The organism is Streptomyces sp. NPDC002853 (genome assembly GCF_053591915.1).
Genome location: NZ_JBSFUS010000009.1, coordinates 81,490 through 103,377, shown reverse-complemented (window position 1 = coordinate 103,377; position 21,888 = coordinate 81,490). Strand labels below are relative to the sequence as shown.

General features: G+C 70.7%; 18 protein-coding genes. 10 read left to right on the top strand and 8 right to left on the bottom strand.

The annotated features are described in order from the left end of the window. Positions 1-7: 7 nt before the first annotated feature. Together ACWD02_RS25070 and ACWD02_RS25065 are read right to left on the bottom strand one after the other, a co-directional pair. Positions 8-214 carry a hypothetical protein gene (locus ACWD02_RS25070; RefSeq protein WP_451214671.1) on the bottom strand — a complete coding sequence of 69 codons (207 nt, stop codon included), beginning with the start codon at positions 212-214 and terminating at the stop codon, positions 8-10. Positions 215-330: 116 nt separating this feature from the next. Next, a complete protein-coding gene (locus tag ACWD02_RS25065; protein ID WP_451214670.1) occupies positions 331-3,609 on the bottom strand; it encodes a S41 family peptidase in 3,279 nt (1,092 codons plus the stop codon). A 182-nt stretch (positions 3,610-3,791) separates the two neighbouring features. Between ACWD02_RS25065 and ACWD02_RS25060 the strand changes: the two genes are divergently transcribed. Both ACWD02_RS25060 and ACWD02_RS25055 read left to right on the top strand, forming a co-directional pair. Further along, positions 3,792-4,364 (top strand): TetR/AcrR family transcriptional regulator, encoded by a 573-nt coding sequence (locus ACWD02_RS25060; protein ID WP_451214989.1) that lies wholly within the window; start codon positions 3,792-3,794, stop codon positions 4,362-4,364. 107 nt (positions 4,365-4,471) lie between these two features. Beyond that, complete coding sequence (locus ACWD02_RS25055) at positions 4,472-6,709, top strand: MMPL family transporter (RefSeq protein WP_451214669.1); 2,238 nt, start codon at positions 4,472-4,474, stop codon at positions 6,707-6,709. Between the two features lie 4 nt (positions 6,710-6,713). Here ACWD02_RS25055 and ACWD02_RS25050 read toward each other — a convergent pair whose 3' ends face one another. After that, positions 6,714-7,067, bottom strand: a complete 354-nt coding sequence (locus ACWD02_RS25050; RefSeq protein ID WP_451214668.1) for an SsgA family sporulation/cell division regulator — start codon at positions 7,065-7,067, stop codon at positions 6,714-6,716. A gap of 204 nt (positions 7,068-7,271) precedes the next feature. On the opposite strand from ACWD02_RS25050, the gene ACWD02_RS25045 reads away from it, so the two are divergent. The 4 genes from ACWD02_RS25045 to ACWD02_RS25030 are packed head-to-tail and all read left to right on the top strand — an operon-like array spanning position 7,272 to position 11,047. Beyond that, a complete protein-coding gene (locus ACWD02_RS25045) occupies positions 7,272-8,333 on the top strand; it encodes an energy-coupling factor ABC transporter permease (RefSeq protein WP_451214667.1) in 1,062 nt (353 codons plus the stop codon). 1 nt (position 8,334) lies between these two features. Further along, the gene (gene cbiQ / locus ACWD02_RS25040) at positions 8,335-9,096 is read left to right on the top strand and encodes a cobalt ECF transporter T component CbiQ (protein ID WP_451214666.1); all 762 of its coding nucleotides are present in this window, start codon (positions 8,335-8,337) and stop codon (positions 9,094-9,096) included. Then, positions 9,084-9,848, top strand: coding sequence for an energy-coupling factor ABC transporter ATP-binding protein (locus ACWD02_RS25035; RefSeq protein WP_451214665.1), 765 nt, complete (start codon positions 9,084-9,086; stop codon positions 9,846-9,848). The genes cbiQ and ACWD02_RS25035 overlap by 13 nt, the downstream gene beginning before the upstream one ends. A 35-nt stretch (positions 9,849-9,883) precedes the next feature. After that, positions 9,884-11,047 carry a serine hydrolase domain-containing protein gene (locus ACWD02_RS25030; RefSeq protein ID WP_451214664.1) on the top strand — a complete coding sequence of 388 codons (1,164 nt, stop codon included), beginning with the start codon at positions 9,884-9,886 and terminating at the stop codon, positions 11,045-11,047. A 34-nt stretch (positions 11,048-11,081) separates the two neighbouring features. Here ACWD02_RS25030 and ACWD02_RS25025 read toward each other — a convergent pair whose 3' ends face one another. The 5 genes from ACWD02_RS25025 to ACWD02_RS25005 all read right to left on the bottom strand — a co-directional run bounded on the left by ACWD02_RS25025 (position 11,082) and on the right by ACWD02_RS25005 (position 17,854). After that, complete coding sequence (locus tag ACWD02_RS25025) at positions 11,082-11,933, bottom strand: EamA family transporter (protein ID WP_451214663.1); 852 nt, start codon at positions 11,931-11,933, stop codon at positions 11,082-11,084. Then, the gene (locus ACWD02_RS25020) at positions 11,930-12,427 is read right to left on the bottom strand and encodes a YbaK/EbsC family protein (RefSeq protein WP_451214662.1); all 498 of its coding nucleotides are present in this window, start codon (positions 12,425-12,427) and stop codon (positions 11,930-11,932) included. Before ACWD02_RS25020 ends, ACWD02_RS25025 begins: the two co-directional genes overlap by 4 nt. A gap of 83 nt (positions 12,428-12,510) precedes the next feature. After that, positions 12,511-14,244: a penicillin-binding transpeptidase domain-containing protein gene (locus tag ACWD02_RS25015; protein ID WP_451214661.1), complete on the bottom strand. Its 1,734-nt coding sequence runs from the start codon at positions 14,242-14,244 to the stop codon at positions 12,511-12,513. Positions 14,245-14,338: 94 nt separating this feature from the next. After that, complete coding sequence (locus tag ACWD02_RS25010; RefSeq protein WP_451214660.1) at positions 14,339-15,970, bottom strand: penicillin-binding transpeptidase domain-containing protein; 1,632 nt, start codon at positions 15,968-15,970, stop codon at positions 14,339-14,341. A gap of 135 nt (positions 15,971-16,105) precedes the next feature. Next, a complete protein-coding gene (locus ACWD02_RS25005; protein ID WP_451214659.1) occupies positions 16,106-17,854 on the bottom strand; it encodes a dolichyl-phosphate-mannose--protein mannosyltransferase in 1,749 nt (582 codons plus the stop codon). Between the two features lie 73 nt (positions 17,855-17,927). Between ACWD02_RS25005 and rsmI the strand changes: the two genes are divergently transcribed. The 4 genes from rsmI to ACWD02_RS24985 all read left to right on the top strand — a co-directional run bounded on the left by rsmI (position 17,928) and on the right by ACWD02_RS24985 (position 21,879). Beyond that, a complete protein-coding gene (gene rsmI, locus ACWD02_RS25000) occupies positions 17,928-18,854 on the top strand; it encodes a 16S rRNA (cytidine(1402)-2'-O)-methyltransferase (RefSeq protein ID WP_451214658.1) in 927 nt (308 codons plus the stop codon). A 195-nt stretch (positions 18,855-19,049) separates the two neighbouring features. Next, positions 19,050-19,502, top strand: coding sequence for a hypothetical protein (locus ACWD02_RS24995; protein WP_451214657.1), 453 nt, complete (start codon positions 19,050-19,052; stop codon positions 19,500-19,502). 24 nt (positions 19,503-19,526) lie between these two features. Continuing rightward, positions 19,527-20,426 carry a TatD family hydrolase gene (locus ACWD02_RS24990; RefSeq protein ID WP_451214656.1) on the top strand — a complete coding sequence of 300 codons (900 nt, stop codon included), beginning with the start codon at positions 19,527-19,529 and terminating at the stop codon, positions 20,424-20,426. 142 nt (positions 20,427-20,568) lie between these two features. After that, complete coding sequence (locus ACWD02_RS24985) at positions 20,569-21,879, top strand: ubiquitin-like domain-containing protein (protein WP_451214655.1); 1,311 nt, start codon at positions 20,569-20,571, stop codon at positions 21,877-21,879. Positions 21,880-21,888 lie beyond the last annotated feature (9 nt).

The following is a 21,888-nucleotide window of genomic DNA, read 5'->3' as shown; positions in this document are numbered from 1 at the left end:
CGCGGCGTCAGGCGTCGTAGTCCCGGTTGAACTTGTCGCGCTGCTCCTGCGCGGCCTCCTGGGCATCGTCCTGGCGCTGCGAGCTGCGCTCGCTCGCCTCGTCCCGGCCCTGCGAGGCGCGCTCGCTCGCCTCGTCCTTCTTGTCGCCCATCGCGCCCTTCGCCTTGCCGGCGAGGTCGTTGGCCTTGTCCTGGAACTGGTCCTTGATGCCCATGCTTGTTCACTCCTAGAGGGTGAGGTTGGAGGGGCCTCGACCAGACTTACATGAGGTGACATACCTCGCATTTCGATCAATGACGGGCCGTAGTCGCCGTCCCGCAGGGGGCGCCGCTAGCTCCGCGGCGGCAGCTCCGGACGCCGCCGGTCCGGCACGTCGTCGAGGTCGGGCGGCGTCACCGCGGGCTGCCGTTCCAGGAGGTCGAGCGCCACCCCCACGGCGTCGTCCAGCTGCGCGTGCCGCCCCTCCGCCCAGTCCAGGGGCGTGCGCAGGACCTCCAGGTCGGGGGCCACGCCATGGTTCTCCACGGACCAGCCGTACTCGTCGAACCACCCCGCGTTCATCGGCACCGTGATGACCGTCCCGTCACCGAGCACGTGCCGCCCGGTCATGCCCACCACACCGCCCCACGTGCGCTGGCCCACCACCGGCCCGAGGCCGAGCAGCTTGAAGGCCGACGTGATCATGTCGCCGTCGGACGACGTCGCCTCGTCGGCCAGGGCCACCACGGGGCCCCGGGGCGCGTTCGACGCGTACGACACCGGCTGGGCGTTCCGTGTCAGGTCCCAGCCCAGGATCTTGCGCGTCAGCTTCTCCACCACCAGCTCGCTGATGTGCCCGCCCGCGTTGCCGCGCACGTCCACGATCAGGGCCGGGCGGGAGACCTCCAGGCGCAGGTCGCGGTTGAACTGCGCCCATCCGGAGCCGCCCATGTCGGGGATGTGCAGATAGCCGCACTTGCCCCCGCTCAACTCCCTTACGACGTCACGGCGTTTGGCCACCCAGTCCTGGTAGCGCAGGGGGCGTTCGTTGATGAGGGGGACGATCGCCACCCTCCTCGACCTGCCCTCTCCCTCCGCAGGCCGGAACGTCAGCTCCACCGTCGTGCCGCCCGCGGCCGCGAGCAGCGGGAAGGGGCCCGTCACCGGGTCCACCGGGCGGCCGTCGATGTGCGTGAGGATCGCGCCCTCGCGGATGCCGGCGCCCGCGAGCGGCGAGCGCGCCTTGGAGTCGGACGAGTCGCCGGGCAGGATGCGCTTGATCATCCAACTGCCGTCCCGGCAGACCAGGTTGGCGCCGAGCAGGCCCATCGCCCGCTGGTAGTGCGGCGGGCCTTCGTTGCGGCGGGCCGCGGAGACGTACGCGTGCGAGGTGCCCAGCTCGCCGAGGACCTCGCGGAGCAGGTCCGCGAACTCGTCGGGGGACGCGACCCGTTCCACCAGCGGCCGGTACTGGTCCAGGATCGCGGGCCAGTCGATGCCGCACATGTGGGGTTCCCAGAAGTAGGCCCGGATCAGACGGCCCGCCTCGTCGTAGGACTGGCGCCACTCGGCCGCCGGGTCGACCTCGTGCAGGATGCGGCGCAGGTCGATCCAGACGGTCGTGTCGCTGTCGCCGGTCTCCGTGGAGGGCACGGCGCGCAGGTCACCCTCGTCGACCACCACGAGCCGCGAACCGTCACCGCTGAGCGCGAACCAGTCGAGGTGGTCGACCAGTTCGGACTTCTTGCCCTTGGTGATGTTGAAGTACTCCAGGGTGGGGCGCCCGGAGGTGTCCGACGGGTTGGCGAAGGTCTCGCCGAGGGCGCCCGAGATCGGCCAGCGCATCCACACGAGGCCGCCGCCGCTGACGGGGGAGAGGGCCGAGTACTTCGACGCCGATACGGGGAACGGCGTCACCCTGCTCTCCAGGCCCTCCACCTCCACGATGGCGGAGCCGGCCGGTGAGAGGCCGTCGGCCGGGTCGAGCCCGCCCGCCGCCGGGCGGCCGTCGGGGGAGAGGGCGAAGGGCGAGGGGGTCGCCGACGACAGGGGGACCAGGTAGGGGCGGCAGCCGAGGGGGAAGGACAGGTCACCGGTGTGCACGTCGTAGACCGGGTCGAAGCCGCGCCAGGACAGGAAGGCGAGATAGCGGCCGTCGCTGGTGAAGACCGGGTTCTCGTCCTCGAAGCGGCCGTTGGTGACGTCGACGATGATGCGGCAGCCGGGACCCTCGATGCGGGCCATCTTGATCTGCCGCAGGGAGCGGCCGACGCCCGGATGTGACCAGGTCAGCCATGCCCCGTCCGGGGAGAAGGCCAGGTCCCGCACCGGGCCGTTGTCGGAGCGGATCAGCTCCGTCACCTCGCCCTCGGACTCCTCGGACGCGTCGATCAGGAGGAGCCGCCCGTCGTTCGACGCGATGGCGAGGCGTTCGCCCTCGGGGTCGGAGAGCAGTTCGAGGACCCGGCCGAGCTGCCCTTGCGCGAGCCTGCGCGGCGCGCGGTCGCCGCTGGCGCGCGGCAGATAGGCGATCTCGACGGCGTCCTCCCCCTCCGCGTCGGTGACGTAGGCGACCTGCCCGCCCTTGCCGAGCATCTCCGGGAGCCGGACGCGCACGCCCGGGGTGTCCGTGATGGTGCGGGCGGGCCCGTCCCGGTGCGTGAGCCAGTACAGGCTGCCGCGTACGACGACGGCGCTGGCCCGGCCCGTCGTGTCCACGGAGAGCGAGTCGACGTGCTGCGCGGCCGGCACCTGATAGATCCGCCGTCCGGCACGCGGCCCGCCCAGGCGTACGTCGAGGCGGCGCGGCGCGGTGCCGGGGGACAGGTCGTCCACCAGCCAGACGTCGCCCGCGCACTGATAGACGACGCGGGCGCCGTCGCTGGACGCGTGCCGGGCGTAGAACGCGTCGTGATCGGTGTGCCGTCGCAGGTCGGAGCCGTCCGGCAGGCAGGAGTAGAGGTTGCCGACGCCCTCGTGGTCGGAGAGGAAGGCGATCCTGCCGTCCACGAACATCGGGGAGTCCAGGTGCCCGTCGAGGTCGGGCAGGAGCTGGTCGCCGTGCAGCCACAGGCGGCCCGTCGCCCCGCCCCGGTAGCGCTTCCAGGCGGCGGGCTCGTGCGGCGGCTTCCCGGTCAGGAGGAGCGTCTTGCGCTCGCCCTCGATGTCGTTGACCGCGATGTCGTACACCGGGCCCCAGGGCAGCTTGCCGCCGGGCGATCCGTCGGTCGGCACGCTGTAGGCCCAGCAGAAGTACGAGAAGGGCTGATTGTGCGAGGAGACGGCGAGGATGTCGCCGTCGGGGGACCAGCCGCAGACCCGGGTGTCCGTGCTCCCCCAGTAGGTGAGCCGCCGGGCCGGGCCGCCGTCGACGGGGGCCAGATGGATCTCCGGGTCGAGACTGCGCCATGTCGTGAACGCGATGTGGCGGCCGTCCGGCGAGAAGCGCGGATGGCTCACCTTGGTGCGGTCGACGGTCACCCGCCAGGCCCGGCCCGCGGGTGCGCCGTCCGGGCTCAGCGGCGCCACCCAGAGATCGTCCTCGGCCGCGAAACAGAGACGGTCGCCGCTGAGGTGCGGAAATCGCAGGTAGGCGTGGTCAGCATGGGCTTCATCGCGCGCGTCGGTCACTTCACCATGCTTTTCCGGGGCGCAGGGCCCGGCAACTCGTACATGGGATCAAACAGGCGCGGGGCGCCGCGTGATGCAGCACACGTACGAAACTGTTTCGTTTCGTTAAGGCCGCGGGTACAGTCATGACGTACGGAACGGTTTCGATCAGGAGCGGAGGGGTCATGGCTGAGGCGGCAACGGTGCGGCGCAGCCGGATCACACCCGAGCGCGAGGCCGAGCTCTACGCGGCCACGCTCGACCTGCTCCGCGAAGTCGGGTACGAGGCGCTCACCATGGACGCCATCGCGGCCCGCACGAAATCCAGCAAGGCCACCCTCTACCGCCAGTGGGGGAGCAAGCCCGAGCTGATCGCCAAGGCGCTGCGGCACAACAAGCCGGTGTCCATCGAGGACATCGACACCGGGTCGCTCCGCGGCGACCTGCTGGAGACGGCGAACCGTTCGGACGACTGTCAGATGGAGCGGGACGCCGCGCTGATGCGGAGCCTGTTCCACGTCATCCACGGCAATCCCGAACTCCACAACGCACTGCGGCAGTTGCTCATCGAGCCGGAGATCACCGGCCTGAACGCACTGCTGCGCAGGGCCGTGGACCGCGGCGAAGTGTCCCCGGACAACCCCGCGTTGGGTTACGTCGTCCACATGATGGTCGGCGGCTTCGTCGCCCGTGACCTGATCGAGGACCGCACGGTCGACCGTGAGTTCCTCCGTTCCTACATCGACGCCGTGATCCTCCCCGCTCTCGGCGTCTGACCAAGACCCGCACCGGACCCTCTCCTCCACCTGACGCGACCGCTCACGTCGTCGGGCTGATCCCCCCTGCCCTGTAGACACCACGACCTGACCGGGAGTACGCCCCCGTGGCCACTTTCCTCTACAAACTGGGCCGACTCGCCTTCAGGCGACGGCACTTCGTCGCCCTGATATGGGTGGCGCTCCTGACGCTCGCCGGAGTCGGCGCCGCGTCCGCGCCCACCGCCGCCTCCAGCTCCTTCTCCATTCCCGGTACGGAGGCCCAGAAGGCCTTCGACCTGCTCGAAGAGCGTGTGCCCGAAGCCAGTGCCGACGGTGCGAGCGCCCGGGTCGTCTTCAAGGCGCCCGACGGCGAGAAGGTCACCGACGCGGGCAACAAGGCCGAGATCGAGAAGACCGTCGCCGCCCTCAAGTCCGGTTCGGACGAGGTCGCGCGGGCGGACAGCCCCTTCCGGACCAAGACGGTCAGCAAGGACGGCTCCACGGCGTACGCGTCGGTCTCGTACAAGGTCACCTCGATGGAGCTGACCGAAGACAGCCGTGACGCGCTGGAGAAGACGACCGACCAGGCGCGGGAGTCCGGGCTCACGGTCGAGGTCGGCGGTGACGCGCTGCAGGCGATGCCCGAGACCGGGGCCACCGAGATCATCGGCATCGCGGTCGCGGCCGTCGTCCTCGTCATCACCTTCGGCTCGCTGATCGCGGCGGGTCTTCCGCTGCTCACCGCGCTGATCGGCGTCGGCATCGGTGTCTCCTCGATCACCGCGCTCGCCAGCGCGCTCGACCTGGGGACGACGACCTCCACGCTCGCCATGATGATCGGCCTCGCGGTCGGCATCGACTACGCGCTCTTCATCGTCTCCCGCTACCGCGGTGAACTCGCCGACGGGCGGGACCGCGAGGAGGCGGCGGGCCGCGCCGTGGGGACGGCCGGTTCGGCCGTGGTCTTCGCCGGGCTCACGGTGGTCATCGCCCTGGTCGGCCTCGCCGTGGTGAACATCCCGATGCTCACCAAGATGGGCTTCGCGGCGGCCGGCACGGTGGTCATCGCCGTGCTCATCGCGCTCACCCTGATCCCGGCGCTGCTCGGTTACGCGGGCAAGAAGGTCAAGCCCACGGGCGAGAAGAGCAAGGTGCTCGGCGGTGGCAGGAAGAAGGCCGAATCCGCCGCGGACGCCAAGCCGAAGGACAACCTCGGCACGCGCTGGGCGCGCTTCGTCGTCCGCCGTCCGCTCACCGTCCTGCTGATCGGCGTCATCGGTCTCGGCGCCGCCGCGCTGCCCGTGTCCTCGCTCGAACTGGGCCTCCCGGACGACGGTTCGCAGCCGACGTCCACGACCCAGCGCAAGGCGTACGACCTGGTCTCCGACGGATTCGGGCCCGGTTTCAACGGCCCGCTGATGACGGTCGCCGACCTCAAGGGTTCCGACGACCCGAAGGCCGCCGCAGGTGAGATCACCAAGACGATCTCGAAACTGGACGACGTCCTCTCGGTCGCCCCGCCGATGATCAACAAGGCGGGCGACACGGCGATCATCAGCGTCGTCCCGGCGTCCAAGCCGAGCGGCATCGAGACCGAGAACCTCGTGCACGCCATCCGTGACGCGGGCGCCGACATCAAGTCCGACACCGGCGCGAGCGTCATGGTCACCGGCTCGACGGCCATGAACATCGACGTCTCCGAGAAGCTGAACGACGCCCTGCTGCCCTACCTGGCGCTCGTCGTCGGCCTCGCCTTCCTCCTCCTGATCGTCGTCTTCCGCTCCATCCTGGTCCCGCTCAAGGCGGCCCTCGGCTTCCTGCTCTCGGTCCTCGCGGCCCTGGGCGCGGTCGTCGCGGTCTTCCAGTGGGGGTGGCTCGGCTCGCTCTTCGGCGTCGAGCAGACCGGCCCGATCATGAGCATGATGCCGATCTTCATGGTGGGCGTCGTCTTCGGCCTCGCGATGGACTACGAGGTGTTCCTCGTGACGCGCATGCGAGAGGCGTACGTCCACGGGGAGCGGCCCGGCCAGGCGATCGTGACCGGCTTCCGACACGGGGCGCGGGTGGTCTCGGCAGCGGCGGTCATCATGATCGCGGTCTTCGCGGGCTTCATCGGTTCGTCCGAGCAGATGGTCAAGATGATCGGCTTCGGCCTCGCGATCGCCGTCTTCTTCGACGCGTTCATCGTGCGCATGGCACTGGTCCCCGCGGTCCTCGCGCTGCTCGGCAAGAAGGCGTGGTGGCTGCCGAGGTGGCTGGACCGCGCGCTGCCGAACGTGGATGTCGAGGGCGAGGCGCTGCGGGCCGCCGACGAGGCGGGCGTCGGCCGGAGCGACGAAGGCCGGGAGCTGGAACGCGTCTGATGCGTCAGTGAGGCACGGGGGCGGTCGCGTAGGTGCGGCGCAGGAAGCGGATCAGCGCCGATGCGTCGAACTGCACGACCGCCACCCCGTGCGCCGAGTGGAACTCCATCACCGTCTGGACCCGTCCACAGGGCCAGATGTGTACGTCGCCGCTGGTGGCCGGGGCCCGCAGGCCCTGTTCGAGCAGCTGCCTGGCGAAGGTCCACTCGTGGGAACCCTCGGGTGAACCAGGGAGGCCGATCCGCACCGAGAGCGGGTCGGCCTCCGGGTCGTACCGCAGGACGGCGGGGACGGCGAGCTGGTCGTCAGGGGAGTCCGTGACGACGTGGGCACGTGCGAACTGCTCTACTGCGGACATCGCCGAACTCCTCACCATCACGCTCACCATCACGCGCTTTCTGCCCTCTAATGTCCCATATATTCCGATTCCTGCTCCAGGTGTGACCGGGATAACTGGGTAGTCACCGCTCTTGCAAACCGTTCGCAACAGAGCACTATCATTGAACGGTTCACGAGCGATCCGCTCTGCCTTCCTCTTCCTGTCCTGCCCAGGAGCGCGCGCATGCATGTCCCCGACGGTTTCATCAACGCACCCGTCTCCGCCGCCACCGGGGTCATCGCCGCCGGAGCGATCGCCGTCAGCCTCCGCGGCGCACGGAGAGAGCTGGACGAACGGACGGCGCCGCTCGCCGGGCTCGTGGCCGCGTTCATCTTCGCGGTGCAGATGCTGAACTTCCCCGTCGCCGCCGGGACCAGCGGACATCTGCTCGGCGGGGCGCTCGCCGCGATACTCGTCGGCCCCTACACGGGGGTCCTGTGCGTGTCCGTCGTCCTCCTCATGCAGGGCGTCCTCTTCGCCGACGGCGGCCTGACCGCGCTCGGCGTGAACATCACGGACATGGCCGTCGTCACGACCGTCGTGGCCTATCTCACCTTCCGCGGCCTGGTGAAGGTGCTCCCGCGCAGCCGCCGCTCCATCACCGTGTCCTCCTTCGTCGCCGCGCTGCTCTCGGTGCCCGCCGCCGCGGTCGCCTTCACCTTCCTCTACGCGCTCGGCGGCACCACCGACGTCTCCATCGGCAAGGTCGCCACGGCCATGGTCGGCGTGCACGTCCTGATCGGCATCGGCGAGGCGGCCATCACCGCGCTCACCGTCGGAGCCGTCATCGCCGTACGCCCCGACCTCGTGTACGGCGCCCGCGGCCTGACCCAGAAGCTCAAGCTGCGCGTCGGCGGCGAACTGGTCGACGCCCCCGCGGAGGAGCCCGTGCCGGTCGCCGCCGCCCGGTCCCACCGCAAGGTATGGATCGCCGGCCTGGTCACCTCCCTCGTGCTCGCGGGCTTCGTCAGCTTCTACGCCTCCGCGAACCCCGACGGCCTGGAGAAGGTCGCCGCCGACAAGGGCATCGACAAGAAGGCCGAGGAGCACGCCACCTCGGACTCCCCCCTCGCCGACTACGGCGTCAAGGACATCACCGACTCCCGCCTCTCCGGCGGCCTCGCGGGCGTGATCGGCGTCGGCGTCACCGTCGTCGCGGGCTCGGCGGTCTTCTGGGCGCTGCGCCGCCGTCGTACGACGGACACGGACCCGGCGTCCACGGCCTCCCTCTCCGAGAACGCCTGACATGGGCGCGGGCCACGCCCACCGGCTCTACCGGCACGGCCACTCACCCGTCCACACCCTGCCCCCGCACACCAAACTGGCGGCGGTCTTCTGCTTCGTGCTCGTCGTGGTCTCCACGCCGCGCGAGGCGATGTGGGCGTTCGGCCTGTACGCCCTGCTCATCGGCGTGGTGGCGTACGCCTCCCGCGTCCCGCTCCCCTTCCTCCTGAAGCGGCTGCTCATCGAGGTCCCGTTCGTGGCGTTCGCGGTGCTCATGCCGTTCGTGGCGGAGGGCGAACGGGTCGACGTACTCGGCATGTCCCTGAGCGTGAACGGCCTCTGGGGCGCCTGGAACGTCCTGGCCAAGGGCACGCTCGGCGTCGCGGCATCCGTGCTGCTCGCCTCCACCACCGAACTGCGCTCGCTGCTCCTCGGCCTCCAGCGCCTGAAACTGCCGCCACTGCTCGTCCAGATCGCCTCGTTCATGATCCGGTACGGCGACGTGATCACGGACGAGATGCGCCGCATGAAGATCGCGCGCGAGTCGCGCGGCTTCGAGGCGCGGGGCGTGAAGCAGTGGGGCGTCCTCGCGAAGTCCGCCGGGGCGCTCTTCATCCGCTCGTACGAGAGGGGTGAGCGGGTGCATCTGGCCATGGTCAGCCGGGGGTACGCGGGTTCGATGCCGGTGATCGACGAGGCCACCGCCTCGCGTGCACAGTGGACCTACGCCTTCGCCCTGCCGGGCGCCGCTCTTGTCGTCTGCCTGCTGGGATGGACCCTGTGACTGCCGCACCCTCGCTCGAAGTGGCCGGACTGGCCTTCGCCTACCCCGACGGGCACCAGGCGCTCTTCGGCGTCGACATGAGCATCGGCCGGGGCGAGCGGGTCGCGCTGCTCGGCCCGAACGGCGCGGGCAAGACGACGCTCGTCCTGCACCTGAACGGCATCCTGACGGGCGGCGCCGGCACGGTCACCGTCGCGGGCCTCCCCGTCGGCAGGAAGCACATGGCGGAGATCAGGCGCCGGGTCGGCATCGTCTTCCAGGACCCCGACGACCAGCTCTTCATGCCGACGGTGCGCGAGGACGTGGCGTTCGGCCCGGCGGCGGCAGGGATGCGCGGCCCGGAGCTGGAGGCCAGGGTCCACAAGGCCCTCTCCCAGGTGGGAATGGCGGAGTTCGCGGACCGCCCGCCGCACCACCTCTCCTTCGGGCAGCGCAGGCGCGTCGCGGTGGCCACGGTCCTCGCGATGGAACCGGAGATCCTGGTCCTCGACGAACCGTCCTCGAACCTGGACCCCGCGTCGCGCCGCGAACTGGCCGACATCCTCCGCTCGTTGGACGTCACGGTCCTGATGGTCACGCACGACCTGCCGTACGCCCTCGAACTGTGCCCCCGGGCCCTGATCCTGAGCGAAGGCGTGATCGCCGCCGACGGCCCGACGGGCGAGCTGCTCGCCGACGAGGACCTGATGGGCGCGCACCGCCTTGAGCTGCCGTTCGGCTTCGATCCGAAGACGGTGAAGGTGGACGGGTAGGGAATCCATGGCGGCGGGGGGCTGTTGGGTCTGTCATGGACGTTGATGTGCACGGGACCGTGGCCGAGGGATACGGACCGGTCCGGGAAGCTTTCGCCCGCAACTTCACCGCCCTCGGCGAGCGGGGAGCCGCCGTCGCCGTGTACCGCGACGGGCGCAAGGTCGTGGACCTGTGGGGCGGCACGAAGGATGTCGACGGGACCGAGCCCTGGGAGCCCGGCACCGCGCAGATCGTCCGCTCGGCGACCAAGGGCGTGGCCGCCGCCGTCGTGCTCCTCCTCCACCAGCGCGGTGAGCTGGACCTGGACGCGCCCGTCAGCTCGTACTGGCCGGAGTTCAAGGCACACGGCAAGGAGCGGGTCCTGGTCCGGCACGTCCTCGCGCACCGGGCGGGCGTCCCCGCGCTCGACCGGCCGTTGACGCCCGCGGAGGCGTTCGATCCCGATCTCGCCGCTGAGGCGGTCGCGGCGCAGGCCCCGTTCTGGGAGCCGGGCGAGGACCACGGCTATCACGCGCACACCTACGGCTGGCTCACCGGTGAGCTGGTGCGGCGGGTGACGGGGCGGTCCCTCGGGGAGTTCGTGTCCGCGGAGATGGCCGGGCCGCTGGGCCTTGAGCTGTGGGTAGGGCTTCCGTCGGCGGAGGCGGGCCGAGTCGGGCGGCTGGGGCGGATCGAGGCGGCCTCGGCTCCGGGCGGTCTCAAGGTGCGGCCCAAGCGGGACGTGGCGGAGGCTTACGCGGACGCCGCCTCGCTGACCCGGCGAGCGTTCGCCACGATCACTCCGGAGCCGGACGAGAACGATCCCGCTTACCGGGCGGCTTCTCTTCCCGCGTCCAACGGGGTCGCCACAGCGGGTGGGTTGGCCCGCTTCTACGCCTCGCTCATCGGCGAAGTGGACGGCGCCCCGCGCCTGTTCACGCCGTCCACGGTCGAACTGGCCCGCGCCGAGGCATCCTCGGGCCCTGACCGCGTCCTGATCGTCAAAACCCGCTTCGGCCTCGGCTACATGCTGCACGGCGGCGCGTCACCGCTGCTCGGCCCCGGCTCGTTCGGCCACCCCGGCCGCGGCGGCGCGCTGGGCTTCGCCGATCCGGAGTCGGGGGTGGCCTTCGGATACGTGACCAATGGGATGAACAAGGGGGTCACGGCGGACCCGCGGGCTCAGGGGCTTGTGCGGGCCCTGCGGGGGCTGTTGTAAGGGCGGTCCCTGCGGGGCCGGCCGGAACCACCAGTCACCCCGCGTGCAGCATCAACCCGATCCCCGCCACCATCAACCCCGCCGCCACCAGCCTCGGCGCCCCGAACTTCTCCTTGAAGAAGACCGCGCCTATCGCCGCGCCCACGATGATCGAGGACTCCCGGAGTGCCGAGATGGGGGCAAGTTCCGCCTTCGTCTGGGCCCACAGGACCAGGCCGTACGCGGCCACGGAGAGGGCCGCGCCCAGCAGGCCCACCGCCGCGAACGGCCGCAGCCGGGCCACGAAAGCCCCGCGCCAGCGGTACGCCGCGTACAGGGGAATGGCGCATCCCTCCAGGATCATCAGCCACGCGATGTAGCCCATGGAGGAGCCGGAGGCGCGGACGCCGAGGCCGTCCACCACCGTGTACGCCGCGATCGAGACGCCCGTGGCGAGCGCCGCGCCGATCGCCGCCCAGTCGGGGCGCCGGCCCGAACCGCGGATGCCCCACAGGGCGAGGCCCGTCAGACCCGCGCAGGAGACCGCGACGCCCGCCGCCTGCCAGCCGTCGGGGATCTCGCCCGCGAAGACCGCGGCCAGGACGGTGACCACCAGGGGAGCCGTGCCCCGGGCGATCGGGTACGCCTGGCCGAAGTCGCCGAGCTTGAACGACTTCATCAGCAGGGCGTAGTAGCCGATGTGGATCACCGCGGAAAGCACCAGGTACGGCCAGGCACCCGCCGCCGGTATCGCCGCGAACGGGGCTATGAGCAGGCCGATCAGCAGCCCGCCGCCGGAGATCAGGGTGAAGCCGACCAGCTTGTCGGTGATGTGGTGCGCGATCGCGTTCCAGCTCGCGTGCGTCACGGCGGCAAGGAGGACCGCCGACGCGACCAGCGGCGTCACTTGGTGGACTCGCGCACGTCCACCAGGGTGCCGTTCGCGTGCCGGATCAGGTCCTTGGGCGCCATCGGGAAGACCGCGTACGGAGTGCCCGCCGCCGCCCACACCACGTCGTGGTCGAGCAGCGAGCGGTCCGCGAGGACCCGCGTCTTCGTCGCGTGGCCGAAGGGCGGTACGCCGCCGATCGCGTACCCCGTGGTCTCCCGGACGACGTCCGCCTTCGCGCGCGTCACCTTCGCCGCGCACAGCTCCCACCGCACGAGCTCCAGGTCCACCCGCGAGGCACCGTCCATCAGGACCAGGACCGGGACGCCGTCCGCCGCGAAGATCAGGGACTTGCAGATCTGGCTCAGCTCGCAGCCGATGGCCGCCGCGGCCTCCTGGGCGGTGCGCGTCGCCTCCGGGAAGCGGCGGACCTCGCCGACAAGACCGGCGAGGCCGAGCTCGACGAGGGCCGCGGCGAAACGGGGGTGGGCCGGGGAATCTGTAGCGCTCATGCCCGGCACGCTAGCGGTCCGTGTACCGGGCACGCGACCAGGTATCCGGATGACGGACAACCGGTCCCGCCGAGCGCGACCGACTACTTCGCCGCCAGGAACATCGCCCGCACCAGCGGACCCGCCGAGTCGCCGCCGTGGCCACCCTCCTGCACCACCGCTCCCGCGGCCAGGTCACCTCGGTACGCCGTGAACCAGCCGTTGGGCTTTTTCTGGCCGTCGACCTCCGCGGAGCCGGTCTTCGCGCCCATGTCGGAGCCGAGGCCCGACATCGGCTTGACCGCCGTACCCGCCACCGCCGTGTAGTGCATCAGGTCCCGCAGCGCCGAAGCGGTCGCGCCCGACATCGTGCGGGGCGCCGTCGCCAGCGTCCGCTTGTCGACGTCCGGGGAGACCAGATACGGCTGCTTGAACGTGCCGGACTTCACCGTGGCCGCCACCGACGCCATGTTCAGCGGGCTCATGCGCACTCCGCCCTGGCCGATCAGCGAGGCGCCCATCTGCGCGTCGCTCTGCACCGGGATCGCCCCGTCGAAGGAGGGGGCGCCGATCGACCAGTTGTCGCGGCCGAGGCCGAAGACCTCCTGCGCCTGCTTGGTCAGGGAGTCGTTCTGCAGCTTCTTGGCCTGGCTGATGAAGGCCGTGTTGCAGGACCGGGCGAAGCTCGCGCGGAACGTGCCGTCCTTGATCTGGAACTTGTCGTCGTTCTGGAACTTCCAGCCGCCGTACGTCACGTACTTCGGGCACGGGTGCTTCTTGTCGACGCCCGCGAGCTTCTTCTCCAGGAGCAGGGACGACGTGACGACCTTCATCGTCGAGCCGGGGGCCAGCGAGCCCTGGAAGGCGATGTTGAAGCCGGTCGGGTTCGAGTTGGCCGCCGCGAGGATCTCGCCCGTGCTCGGCTTCACCAGGACCACCGAGGCCTGCTTGCGCTTGCCCGTCTCCTTCTCCGCCGCCGCCTGCAGCTTGGCGTCGAAGGTCGTCTTCAGGGTGCCGGGGGTGCCGGGGGAGAGTGTCAGGAGCGTCTTGTCGGGCGTCGCTTTCGCGTCGTCCTTCGTCGTCGCCGACTTCTCGGCGGCCTTCGCGCTGTCCTTGCGCACGACCCGCAGCTCCACGCCCGCCTTGCCGCCGGCCTTGTCGCCGAACTTCTCGCGCAGGCTGTCCAGCACCGTGCCGAGGGAGGGGTACTTCGCCTTGGTCAGCTCGCCGCCGTCCCGGTCCACGGCCTTGATCGGCGGGTCCCCGGCCTCACCGGTGACCAGGCGGTCGCCGTCCTTCAGGTCCGGGTGCACGACGGAGGGCTGCCAGCCGACCAGCGTCCTGCCGTCGTGCTTTCTTCGTACGACGGTCAGCTCGGACTCGTACGCGAAGGGCTTGCTCTGTCCCTCGTACGAGACCGTGGAGGTGACCGAGAACGGCACCTTCGCGCCCGCGCGCTTGCCCGGCGTCAGCTTCACCTTCGTGAGGTGGGAGTCCTTGGCGTACGCGGTGAGGGCGGTCTTCGCCGTCGCCCGGTCGTCCGTGAGCGCCGCGGCCCCCGTGACGTCGCCCTTCTCCCACGCGGCGAGGAAGTCCCGCGTGGTGGCCCGCACCTCGTCGGCCGTCGGCGGGCCCGCGGCCACCGGCTTCTCGTCGACCGTCGGTCCGTCGCCGGACGAGCCGCCGATCAGGCTGTACGCGGCGATGCCCACGCCGCACACGACCACGGCGGCGGCACCGCCGAGCACACCAGGGTGCACCTTGGCGCTCCTGGCGCCCGATGTGCCCGTGATGTTCCTGATGCCCTTGCGCTCGCTGGCGCGCCCTCGCTTACCCACTGACCCTCCGCAGATCCCAGATCACAGAACCCCCAGGCTCTGCACCGGAAGGCCCCACACTAGGGGGCTTTCATGAAGCCCCCTACCAATCACCTCAACTGCCTGCGGCAAGCACCGCCGCCACGATAGGGCCGGCCGCGTCGCCGCCGTGCCCGCCCCGCTCCACCACGGCCGCGGCCGCCGCGTCACCGCGGTAACCGGCGAACCAGCTGTTGGGCTTCTCCTGGCCCGCAACCTCCGCCGATCCCGTCTTCGCGCCGATGCCGCCGCCCAGCCCGGACATGGCGCGGGCGCCGGTGCCGCTGACCGCCGTGGCGTTCATCATCTGGCGCAGCTGCTGGACGGTGGAGGCGGGCAGGCCGCGTGCCGTGGCCAGCTCCCGGCCGTCCAGCGACGGGTCCACGATCACCGGCTGCCGGAAGGCCCCCGTCATCGCGGTCGCCGTGACCGAGGCCATGTTGAGCGGGTTCAGCTGCACCTGGCCCTGGCCGATCATGTTCTGCGCGCGATCGGGGCCGGGGGACGCCGGGACCGAGCCGTCCACCGTCCGGACGCCCACCTGCCAGTCGAGGCCGAGGCCGAAGCCGTTCCGCGCCTCCTCGGTGAGGGAGGCGTCCGTGACGCCGTCCTCGTCGACCAGCTTCACGAACGCGGTGTTGCACGAGCGCGCGAAGCTGTCCGCCAGGGTCGCGTTCTCGTTCGGGGCGAGACCGGGAAGGTTGTGGATGGTGTTGCTCTGCCAGGTCGCGGTGTCCGGGCAGGGCGCGGGGCCGCTCGCCTTCGTCACGCCCTTGTCGATGAGCATCGCCGCTGAGACGATCTTCATCGTCGAGCCGGGGGCCATCTTGCCCTCGAAGGCCGCGTTGAACTCGTCCTTCCGGTTGTTGGCCACCGCAAGGACCTCGCCGGAGCTCGGCTGCACGGCGACCACGGAGGAGTCCGCGTGCCGGGTCACCGCCTTCTCGGCGGCGCGCTGCGCGGGCGCGCTCAGCGTCGTCTTCAGGTGCCCCGGCTTGCCCTTGGCGAGCGTGAGCAGCGTCTCGGTGCCCGCGTTCTCGTCCGCGTGCCGGACGTAGAGCTCGACGCCCGGCGTCCCGCCCGCCTTGTCGCCGTACTTCGCGCGCAACTGGTCGAGGACCGGGCCGAGCGAGGGGTAGTCCTTCTTGTCCAGGACCGTGCCGTGCCGGTCGACGGCCTGGATGGGCGGCGCGGCGGCCTCACCGGTCTCCAGGGTGTCGTCCCTCTTCAGGTCCGGGTGGACGACCGCGGGGTCCCAGTCGACGAGCGCGCGCCCCGTGGTCTCGCCCCGGACGACGGTCAGTTCGGAGTCGTACGCGAGGGGCTTGGTCTTCCCCTTGTACGACACCGTGGCCTCGACCGAGAACGGCACGGTCGCGCCGGTGGCCTTGCCCGGCGTGAGCCGCACCTTCGTCAGGTGGGCGTCGTCGCGGTAGCCGGTCAACAGCGTCGAGGCCGCTTCCGCGTTGTTCGTGTACGACGAGGCCTGCCTGGCGTCGCCCTTGGCCCACGCGGCGAAGAACTTCTGCGTCGTCTCGCCGACCTCGCCGCTCGTCGGCGGCCCCGTCTTCACGGTCTCGGGTCCCGACGCCGATGAACCGCCGCCCCCGGTCACGCCGTTCACCAAGTTGTACGCGCCGTACCCCGCGCCCCCGACCATGACGGCGAACACGCCACCCACCAAAGTGACCTTTACCCCTTTGCGCATTCCGCGCCCCCTCCCCAGGAGCCCTCCCGAATGTTTGTCCGGAAGGGTGGTGCGAACCGAACCTTAGGCGGAGGAGGTGAAGAACGAGGGAGCTGTTATCCGAAGGTGTCCTAGGTGCCCACTACAGTCAGATGTCTAGACCCACGTGTCCAGGAGCATCCGGGCCCGCCAGGAATCGATCGGAATGGCCTGGCCGGTGTAAATGGGCCAGAACCAGATGAAGTTCCACAGGATGAGCAGCACCAGGACGCCCGACGCCGCGGCGCCCACGACCCGCCGCCGCTCGCTCGACCCGGGCGGGCCGAGGATCGCGCCGATCATCATCGCCACGGCCAGGCACAGGAACGGCACGAAGACGACGGCGTAGAAGAAGAAGATCGTCCGCTCCTGGTACATGAACCACGGCAGATACCCCGCCGCGATCCCGCACATGATCGCGCCCGCCCGCCAGTCCCTGCGGAACACCCACCGCCACAGCACGTAGAGCAGCGCGAACGCCCCCGCCCACCACAGCATCGGCGTGCCGAGCGCGAGCACCTCGCGGGCACACTTCTCCGCGGTGCCGGAGGGGCAGCCGTCCTTGCCGGGCAGCGGCGACTCGTAGAAGTACGAGACGGGGCGGCCGTCGACGATCCAGCTCCACGGGTTCGACTGGTAGGTGTGCGGCGAGGAGAGCCCCACGTGGAAGTCGTAGACCGCGTGTTCGTAGTGCCACAGGCTGCGCAGCCAGTCAGGCAGGAACGTCCAGGAGCCGCCCTTGCCGTCCGTCGCCGCCCAGTTGCGGTAGTAGCCGCCCGTGCCGTCGGTCGGGGAGAGGATCCAGCCGAGCCAGGACAGGACGTACACGCCGATCGCGACCGGCACCGTCGAGACGAACGCCGGGAACACGTCCCGCCTCAGGACGGCGCGGTAGGGACGCTCGGCTCCCGCGACGCGGCGGGCGCCCACGTCCCACAGGACGGTCATCAAGCAGAAGAAGACCATGATGTACAGGCCGTTCCACTTGGTGCCGAAGGCGAGCCCCAGACAGAGACCGGCCGCCCAGCGCCACGGACGCCACCCCAGGCGCAGCGTCTCGGCGACGTACGCGTCCGGGCGGACCCGCCCGTCCTCGTCGGCCGGAAGACCGGCCGCGAGTTTCGCGCGCGCCTTGTCCCGGTCGATCAGGAAACAGCCGAACGCGGCGAGGACGAAGAACATCAGGACCTGGTCGAGCAGCGCGGTGCGGCTCATCACGAAGTGCAGCCCGTCCACCGCGAGCAGCCCGCCCGCCAGACAGCCCAGGAACGCCGAGCGGAAGAGCCGCCGCCCGATCCGGCACAGCATCAGGACCGACAGGGTGCCGAGCACCGCCGTCATGAAGCGCCAGCCGAAGGGATCGAAGCCGAAGATCCACTCGCCGATGCCGATGACGTACTTGCCGACCGGCGGATGCACCACGTACGCGGCGTCCGTGGGGATCGCGATGTCCGATCCCTGCTTCAGGACATCGGGATTGACCTTCTCGGGCCAGTTGACCTCGAAGCCCCGGTGGATCAGCGCCCAGGCGTCCTTGGCGTAATACGTCTCGTCGAATATCACGGCCTTCGGGCTGCCGAGATTCCAGAACCGGGTGAGCCCCGCGACCAGCGTGATCAGCAGCGGGCCGATCCAGCCCGACCACCGGACCAGCAGATCGGCCCAGCTCTTCGGCATGCCGACCGACGCCCACAGCCGCGGGCTCGGTTCGGTGTACGAGGGCACGAGCCGGGCCCGGACATCGGCCGTGGGCTCGCCGGGCCGCGCCACATAGCCGAAGCGGCGCAGCCTGTGCTGCCACGACGGCTGCTGCTCCTCGGCTGCCTGGCCCTGGCGGGTGTCCGGGGAAGACGCGGTACTGGTCACCGCGCCATCGTAGGGAACCCGACTGTGTGAGTCCCGCTCCTGGGCCCTGCTCGGCCCCTGCGAGGATGGAACAGTGACAGGAAGCGCAGATTCTCCCGACGGCCCGCCCCCCGGAAACCCGTCCACCGGAACCCTCGTGCTCGCGGGCACGCCCATCGGCGACGTCGCGGACGCTCCGCCGCGGCTCGCCACCGAGCTGGAGTCGGCCGATGTGGTGGCCGCCGAGGACACCCGCCGGCTCCGCAGGCTCACCCAGGCGCTCGGCGTGCAGGTGCGCGGCCGGGTCGTCTCGTACTTCGAGGGCAACGAGACCGCGCGGACGCCCGAGCTGGTCGAGGCCCTGGCGGGCGGTGCGCGGGTGCTGCTCGTGACCGATGCCGGGATGCCCTCGGTGTCCGACCCCGGATACCGCCTTGTCGCCGCCGCCGTGGAGAAGGACATCCGGGTCACCGCCGTGCCGGGACCGTCCGCGGTGCTCACCGCGCTCGCGCTCTCGGGGCTGCCGGTGGACCGCTTCTGCTTCGAGGGGTTCCTGCCGCGCAAGGCGGGCGAGCGGCTCTCGCGGCTGCGCGAGGTGGCCGACGACCGTCGCACCCTCGTCTACTTCGAGGCACCGCACCGGATCGACGACACCCTCGTCGCGATGGCCGAGGCGTTCGGCGACGATCGCAGGGCCGCGGTCTGCCGTGAGCTGACCAAGACCTACGAAGAGGTCAAGCGCGGGTCGCTGCGGGAACTGGCGGAATGGGCGGCCGACGGCGTACGCGGTGAGATCACCGTCGTCGTCGAGGGAGCACCGGAGAAGAGCCCCGGTGACCTGGGCCCGGACGAGCTGGTGCGCAGGGTGCGGGTGCGCGAGGAGGCGGGCGAGCGACGCAAGGAGGCGATCGCCGCCGTCGCGGCCGAGGCGGGGCTGCCCAAGCGTGACGTGTTCGATGCGGTCGTGGCGGCAAAGAATGCGGCTCGGAGCGCCCCATCGGAAGGCAAAGGACTATCGTGAAAAGCAAAGTGCGGGCCGCGCACCGGGCCTGAAGGCTAAGGAAAGGCCAAATCGCCTTCAACTGTCGACAGGTCTGATGCTTTCGCCTCGGGAAAGGCGTCCACTGTTCAAAGGGGACGCACCCGTCCCCACGCTTCCGGCCGGGAGGAAATCCCCGGTCCGGCAGCGCTTGTCCAGCGGACAAGAGGAGCTGGCATGAGTGAGATCGCCGACACCGGTCACCCCACCACGGCGTCCGATGCGATGCGTGTGACACAAGCGACCAATACCGTTCATGAGTCTTATGCATTCGCCTGTATGCGGTGCGGGCACGGCTGGGAACAGTCCTACGAGATCGAGCATCACGTGGACGGCAAGGGCAAGGAATTCGTGGTGTACGTGGCGGACGGACTCCATGTGCCGTCGCCCCTGAGCCGGCCGACGTGTCTGAACTGCGGCGGACATGTCGTGCGGATCATGCGGGCCGGGCAGGTGTCGTCGGTCCTCGACCTGATGCAGCGGCACCACGCGCCGCGGGCAGCGGCCGGGGCGGGCAAGGCGACGGGGGACGAGTCCGGCTCCGGGGCGGCCGAGCCCCGCGAGCCCAGGCATCACCACTGGCATCTGTCGGCGCTGCTGCATCCCTTCCACCACCGCAAGGCGGGATGACGTCCCCTTCGTAGGATCGGGGGCATGCCTTCCAACAACGCCGGCCCCAAGAACACCGACGCCAAGAACGCCGCGCCGCCGCTGCCCGAGCCCCTTCGGGTGGCGGTCGCCGACTCGCACACCCACCTCGACATGCAGTCGGGCACGGTGGACGAGGCGCTTGCCAAGGCCGCGGCGGTCGGGGTGACGACGGTCGTGCAGGTGGGCTGTGACGTGGCGGGTTCCCGCTGGGCCGCCGACACGGCCGCCGCGTACGAGAGCGTGCACGCCACCGTCGCCCTGCACCCCAACGAGGCGCCGCGCATCGTGCACGGTGACCCCGACGGCTGGTCCCGGCAGGGCGCGCGCGAGGCGGGCGGCGACGGGGCACTGGACGCCGCGCTCGCCGAGATCGACCGGCTGGCCGCGCTGACGCATGTCAAGGGCGTGGGCGAGACCGGCCTCGACTACTTCCGCACCGGGCCCGAGGGCAAGGCCGCCCAGGAGCGGTCCTTCCGCGCCCACATCGAGATCGCCAAGCGGCACGGCAAGGCCCTGGTCATCCACGATCGCGAGGCGCACGACGATGTGCTGCGGGTCCTGAAGGAGGAGGGCGCCCCGGAGCGCACCGTCTTCCACTGCTACTCGGGAGACGCGGCGATGGCGCAAGTGTGCGCGGAGAACGGCTACTTCATGTCCTTCGCCGGCAACATGACCTTCAAGAACGCGCAGGGTCTGCGGGACGCGCTGGCCGTGGCCCCCCTCGAACTCGTGCTCGTGGAGACCGACGCACCCTTCCTCACGCCCGCTCCCTACCGCGGACGGCCTAACGCGCCGTATCTCATTCCGGTCACATTGCGGGCCATGGCCGAGGTGCGGGCGATCGGCGAGGACGCCATGGCCGAGGCGATCTCGGCCAACACGGCACGCGCCTTTGATTACTGACCGATAACGCCCATACCCCCGCGGTTCAGGGCAGCGTGACGACACTGCGTAGTCGTGCTGCTTTGGAGAGTGACGGTTGCTCCGCTAGGTTCTGGTCCGCCTCGCCCGATCCGGACCGGAACGAGAACGCTGGAGCGTCGTCGTGAGTCATGCGCCGCAGTACGAGACGTCTTATGGGGGCGGTACGACCTATGAGCCGGATCCGGGGGCGGAGCCGGAGCCGGAGTTCTTTCCCCTGCAGGCCACCGTGGTCATCCCCGACGGGGGGCGGGCCGAGGCGCGGCGGGCGGCCCGGCGGAAGAAGCCGAAGTCCAAGTCGCGGTCCAGGTCGAGGACCCCGGCCCCGGCCCCGGCTTCGTCGGAGCGGACCGAGACGCTGCGGCGGCTGTTGCCGCAGGCGCTGGTCGTCGCGTTCCTCGCGGGCGGCACCTCGGCCTTCGTCGCCGAGGACAAGGCCGTCGAGCTGAGTGTCGACGGCGAGTCACGCACCCTGCACACCTTCGCGGACGATGTCGGTGAGCTGCTCGAGGACGAGGGCGTGGACTTCGGCGCCCACGACATCGTGGCGCCGACCGCGAACACGGCACTGGCCAGCGGCGACGAGATCGCCGTGCGTTACGGCCGGCCGGTCAAGCTCACCCTGGACGGACAGCGCCGCGAGGTGTGGACGACGGCGCGCACGGTGGACGGGGCGCTGCGGCAGCTCGGGGTGCGGGCCGAGGGCGCCTATCTGTCGGCCTCGCGGAGCAAGCGGATCGACCGGGGCGGACTGGATCTCGACGTACGGACCGAGCGCACGGTGACGATCATGGCGGACGGGCGCGAGCGGACCATCCGTACGAACGCGGCGACGGTGCGGGAGGCGGTCGAGGAGTCCGGGATCAGCCTGAACGGCCAGGACACGACCTCCGTCGAGCCCGACAGCTTCCCGCGCGACGGGCAGACGGTCACCGTCATGCGGATCTCCGGGCGCAAGGAGGTGCGGGAGGAGCCCATCCCGTTCGACGTGCGGCGGACCGACGACTCGTCCCTGTTCGTCGGTACGGAGGTCGTGGAGCGGCAGGGGCACCAGGGGGCCCGGCGGGTGACATACGCGCTGCGGACGGTCAACGGCGTCAAGCAGAAGCCGCGGCGGATGCGGTCGGAGATCGTGCGGCAGCCGCAGACACAGATCGTGAAGGTGGGCACGAAGCCGCGTCCGAGCTCGGTGGCGGGGGCGGAGGGCCTGAACTGGGGCTCGCTGGCCCACTGCGAGTCGGGCGGCCGCCCGAACGCGGTGGACGCGTCGGGGACCTACGGCGGCCTGTACCAGTTCGACACCCGGACCTGGCAGGGCCTGGGCGGCTCGGGCCGCCCCCAGGACGCGTCATCGGAGGAACAGACGTTCCGCGCGAAGAAGCTGTACGTGCAACGGGGCGCGAGTCCCTGGCCGCATTGCGGGGGGCGGTTGTAGCGGGGCTTG

What these genes read in the sequence shown, in the direction of transcription:
- ACWD02_RS25070 (WP_451214671.1), bottom strand. Translation starts at nt 214, where the DNA reads ATGGGCATCAAGGACCAGTTCCAGGACAAGGCCAACGACCTCGCCGGC.
- ACWD02_RS25050 (WP_451214668.1), bottom strand. Translation starts at nt 7,067, where the DNA reads ATGTCCGCAGTAGAGCAGTTCGCACGTGCCCACGTCGTCACGGACTCC.
- ACWD02_RS25045 (WP_451214667.1), top strand. Translation starts at nt 7,272, where the DNA reads ATGCATGTCCCCGACGGTTTCATCAACGCACCCGTCTCCGCCGCCACC.
- cbiQ (WP_451214666.1), top strand. Translation starts at nt 8,335, where the DNA reads ATGGGCGCGGGCCACGCCCACCGGCTCTACCGGCACGGCCACTCACCC.
- ACWD02_RS25035 (WP_451214665.1), top strand. Translation starts at nt 9,084, where the DNA reads ATGGACCCTGTGACTGCCGCACCCTCGCTCGAAGTGGCCGGACTGGCC.
- ACWD02_RS25030 (WP_451214664.1), top strand. Translation starts at nt 9,884, where the DNA reads ATGGACGTTGATGTGCACGGGACCGTGGCCGAGGGATACGGACCGGTC.
- ACWD02_RS25020 (WP_451214662.1), bottom strand. Translation starts at nt 12,427, where the DNA reads ATGAGCGCTACAGATTCCCCGGCCCACCCCCGTTTCGCCGCGGCCCTC.
- ACWD02_RS25010 (WP_451214660.1), bottom strand. Translation starts at nt 15,970, where the DNA reads ATGCGCAAAGGGGTAAAGGTCACTTTGGTGGGTGGCGTGTTCGCCGTC.
- ACWD02_RS24995 (WP_451214657.1), top strand. Translation starts at nt 19,050, where the DNA reads ATGAGTGAGATCGCCGACACCGGTCACCCCACCACGGCGTCCGATGCG.
- ACWD02_RS24990 (WP_451214656.1), top strand. Translation starts at nt 19,527, where the DNA reads ATGCCTTCCAACAACGCCGGCCCCAAGAACACCGACGCCAAGAACGCC.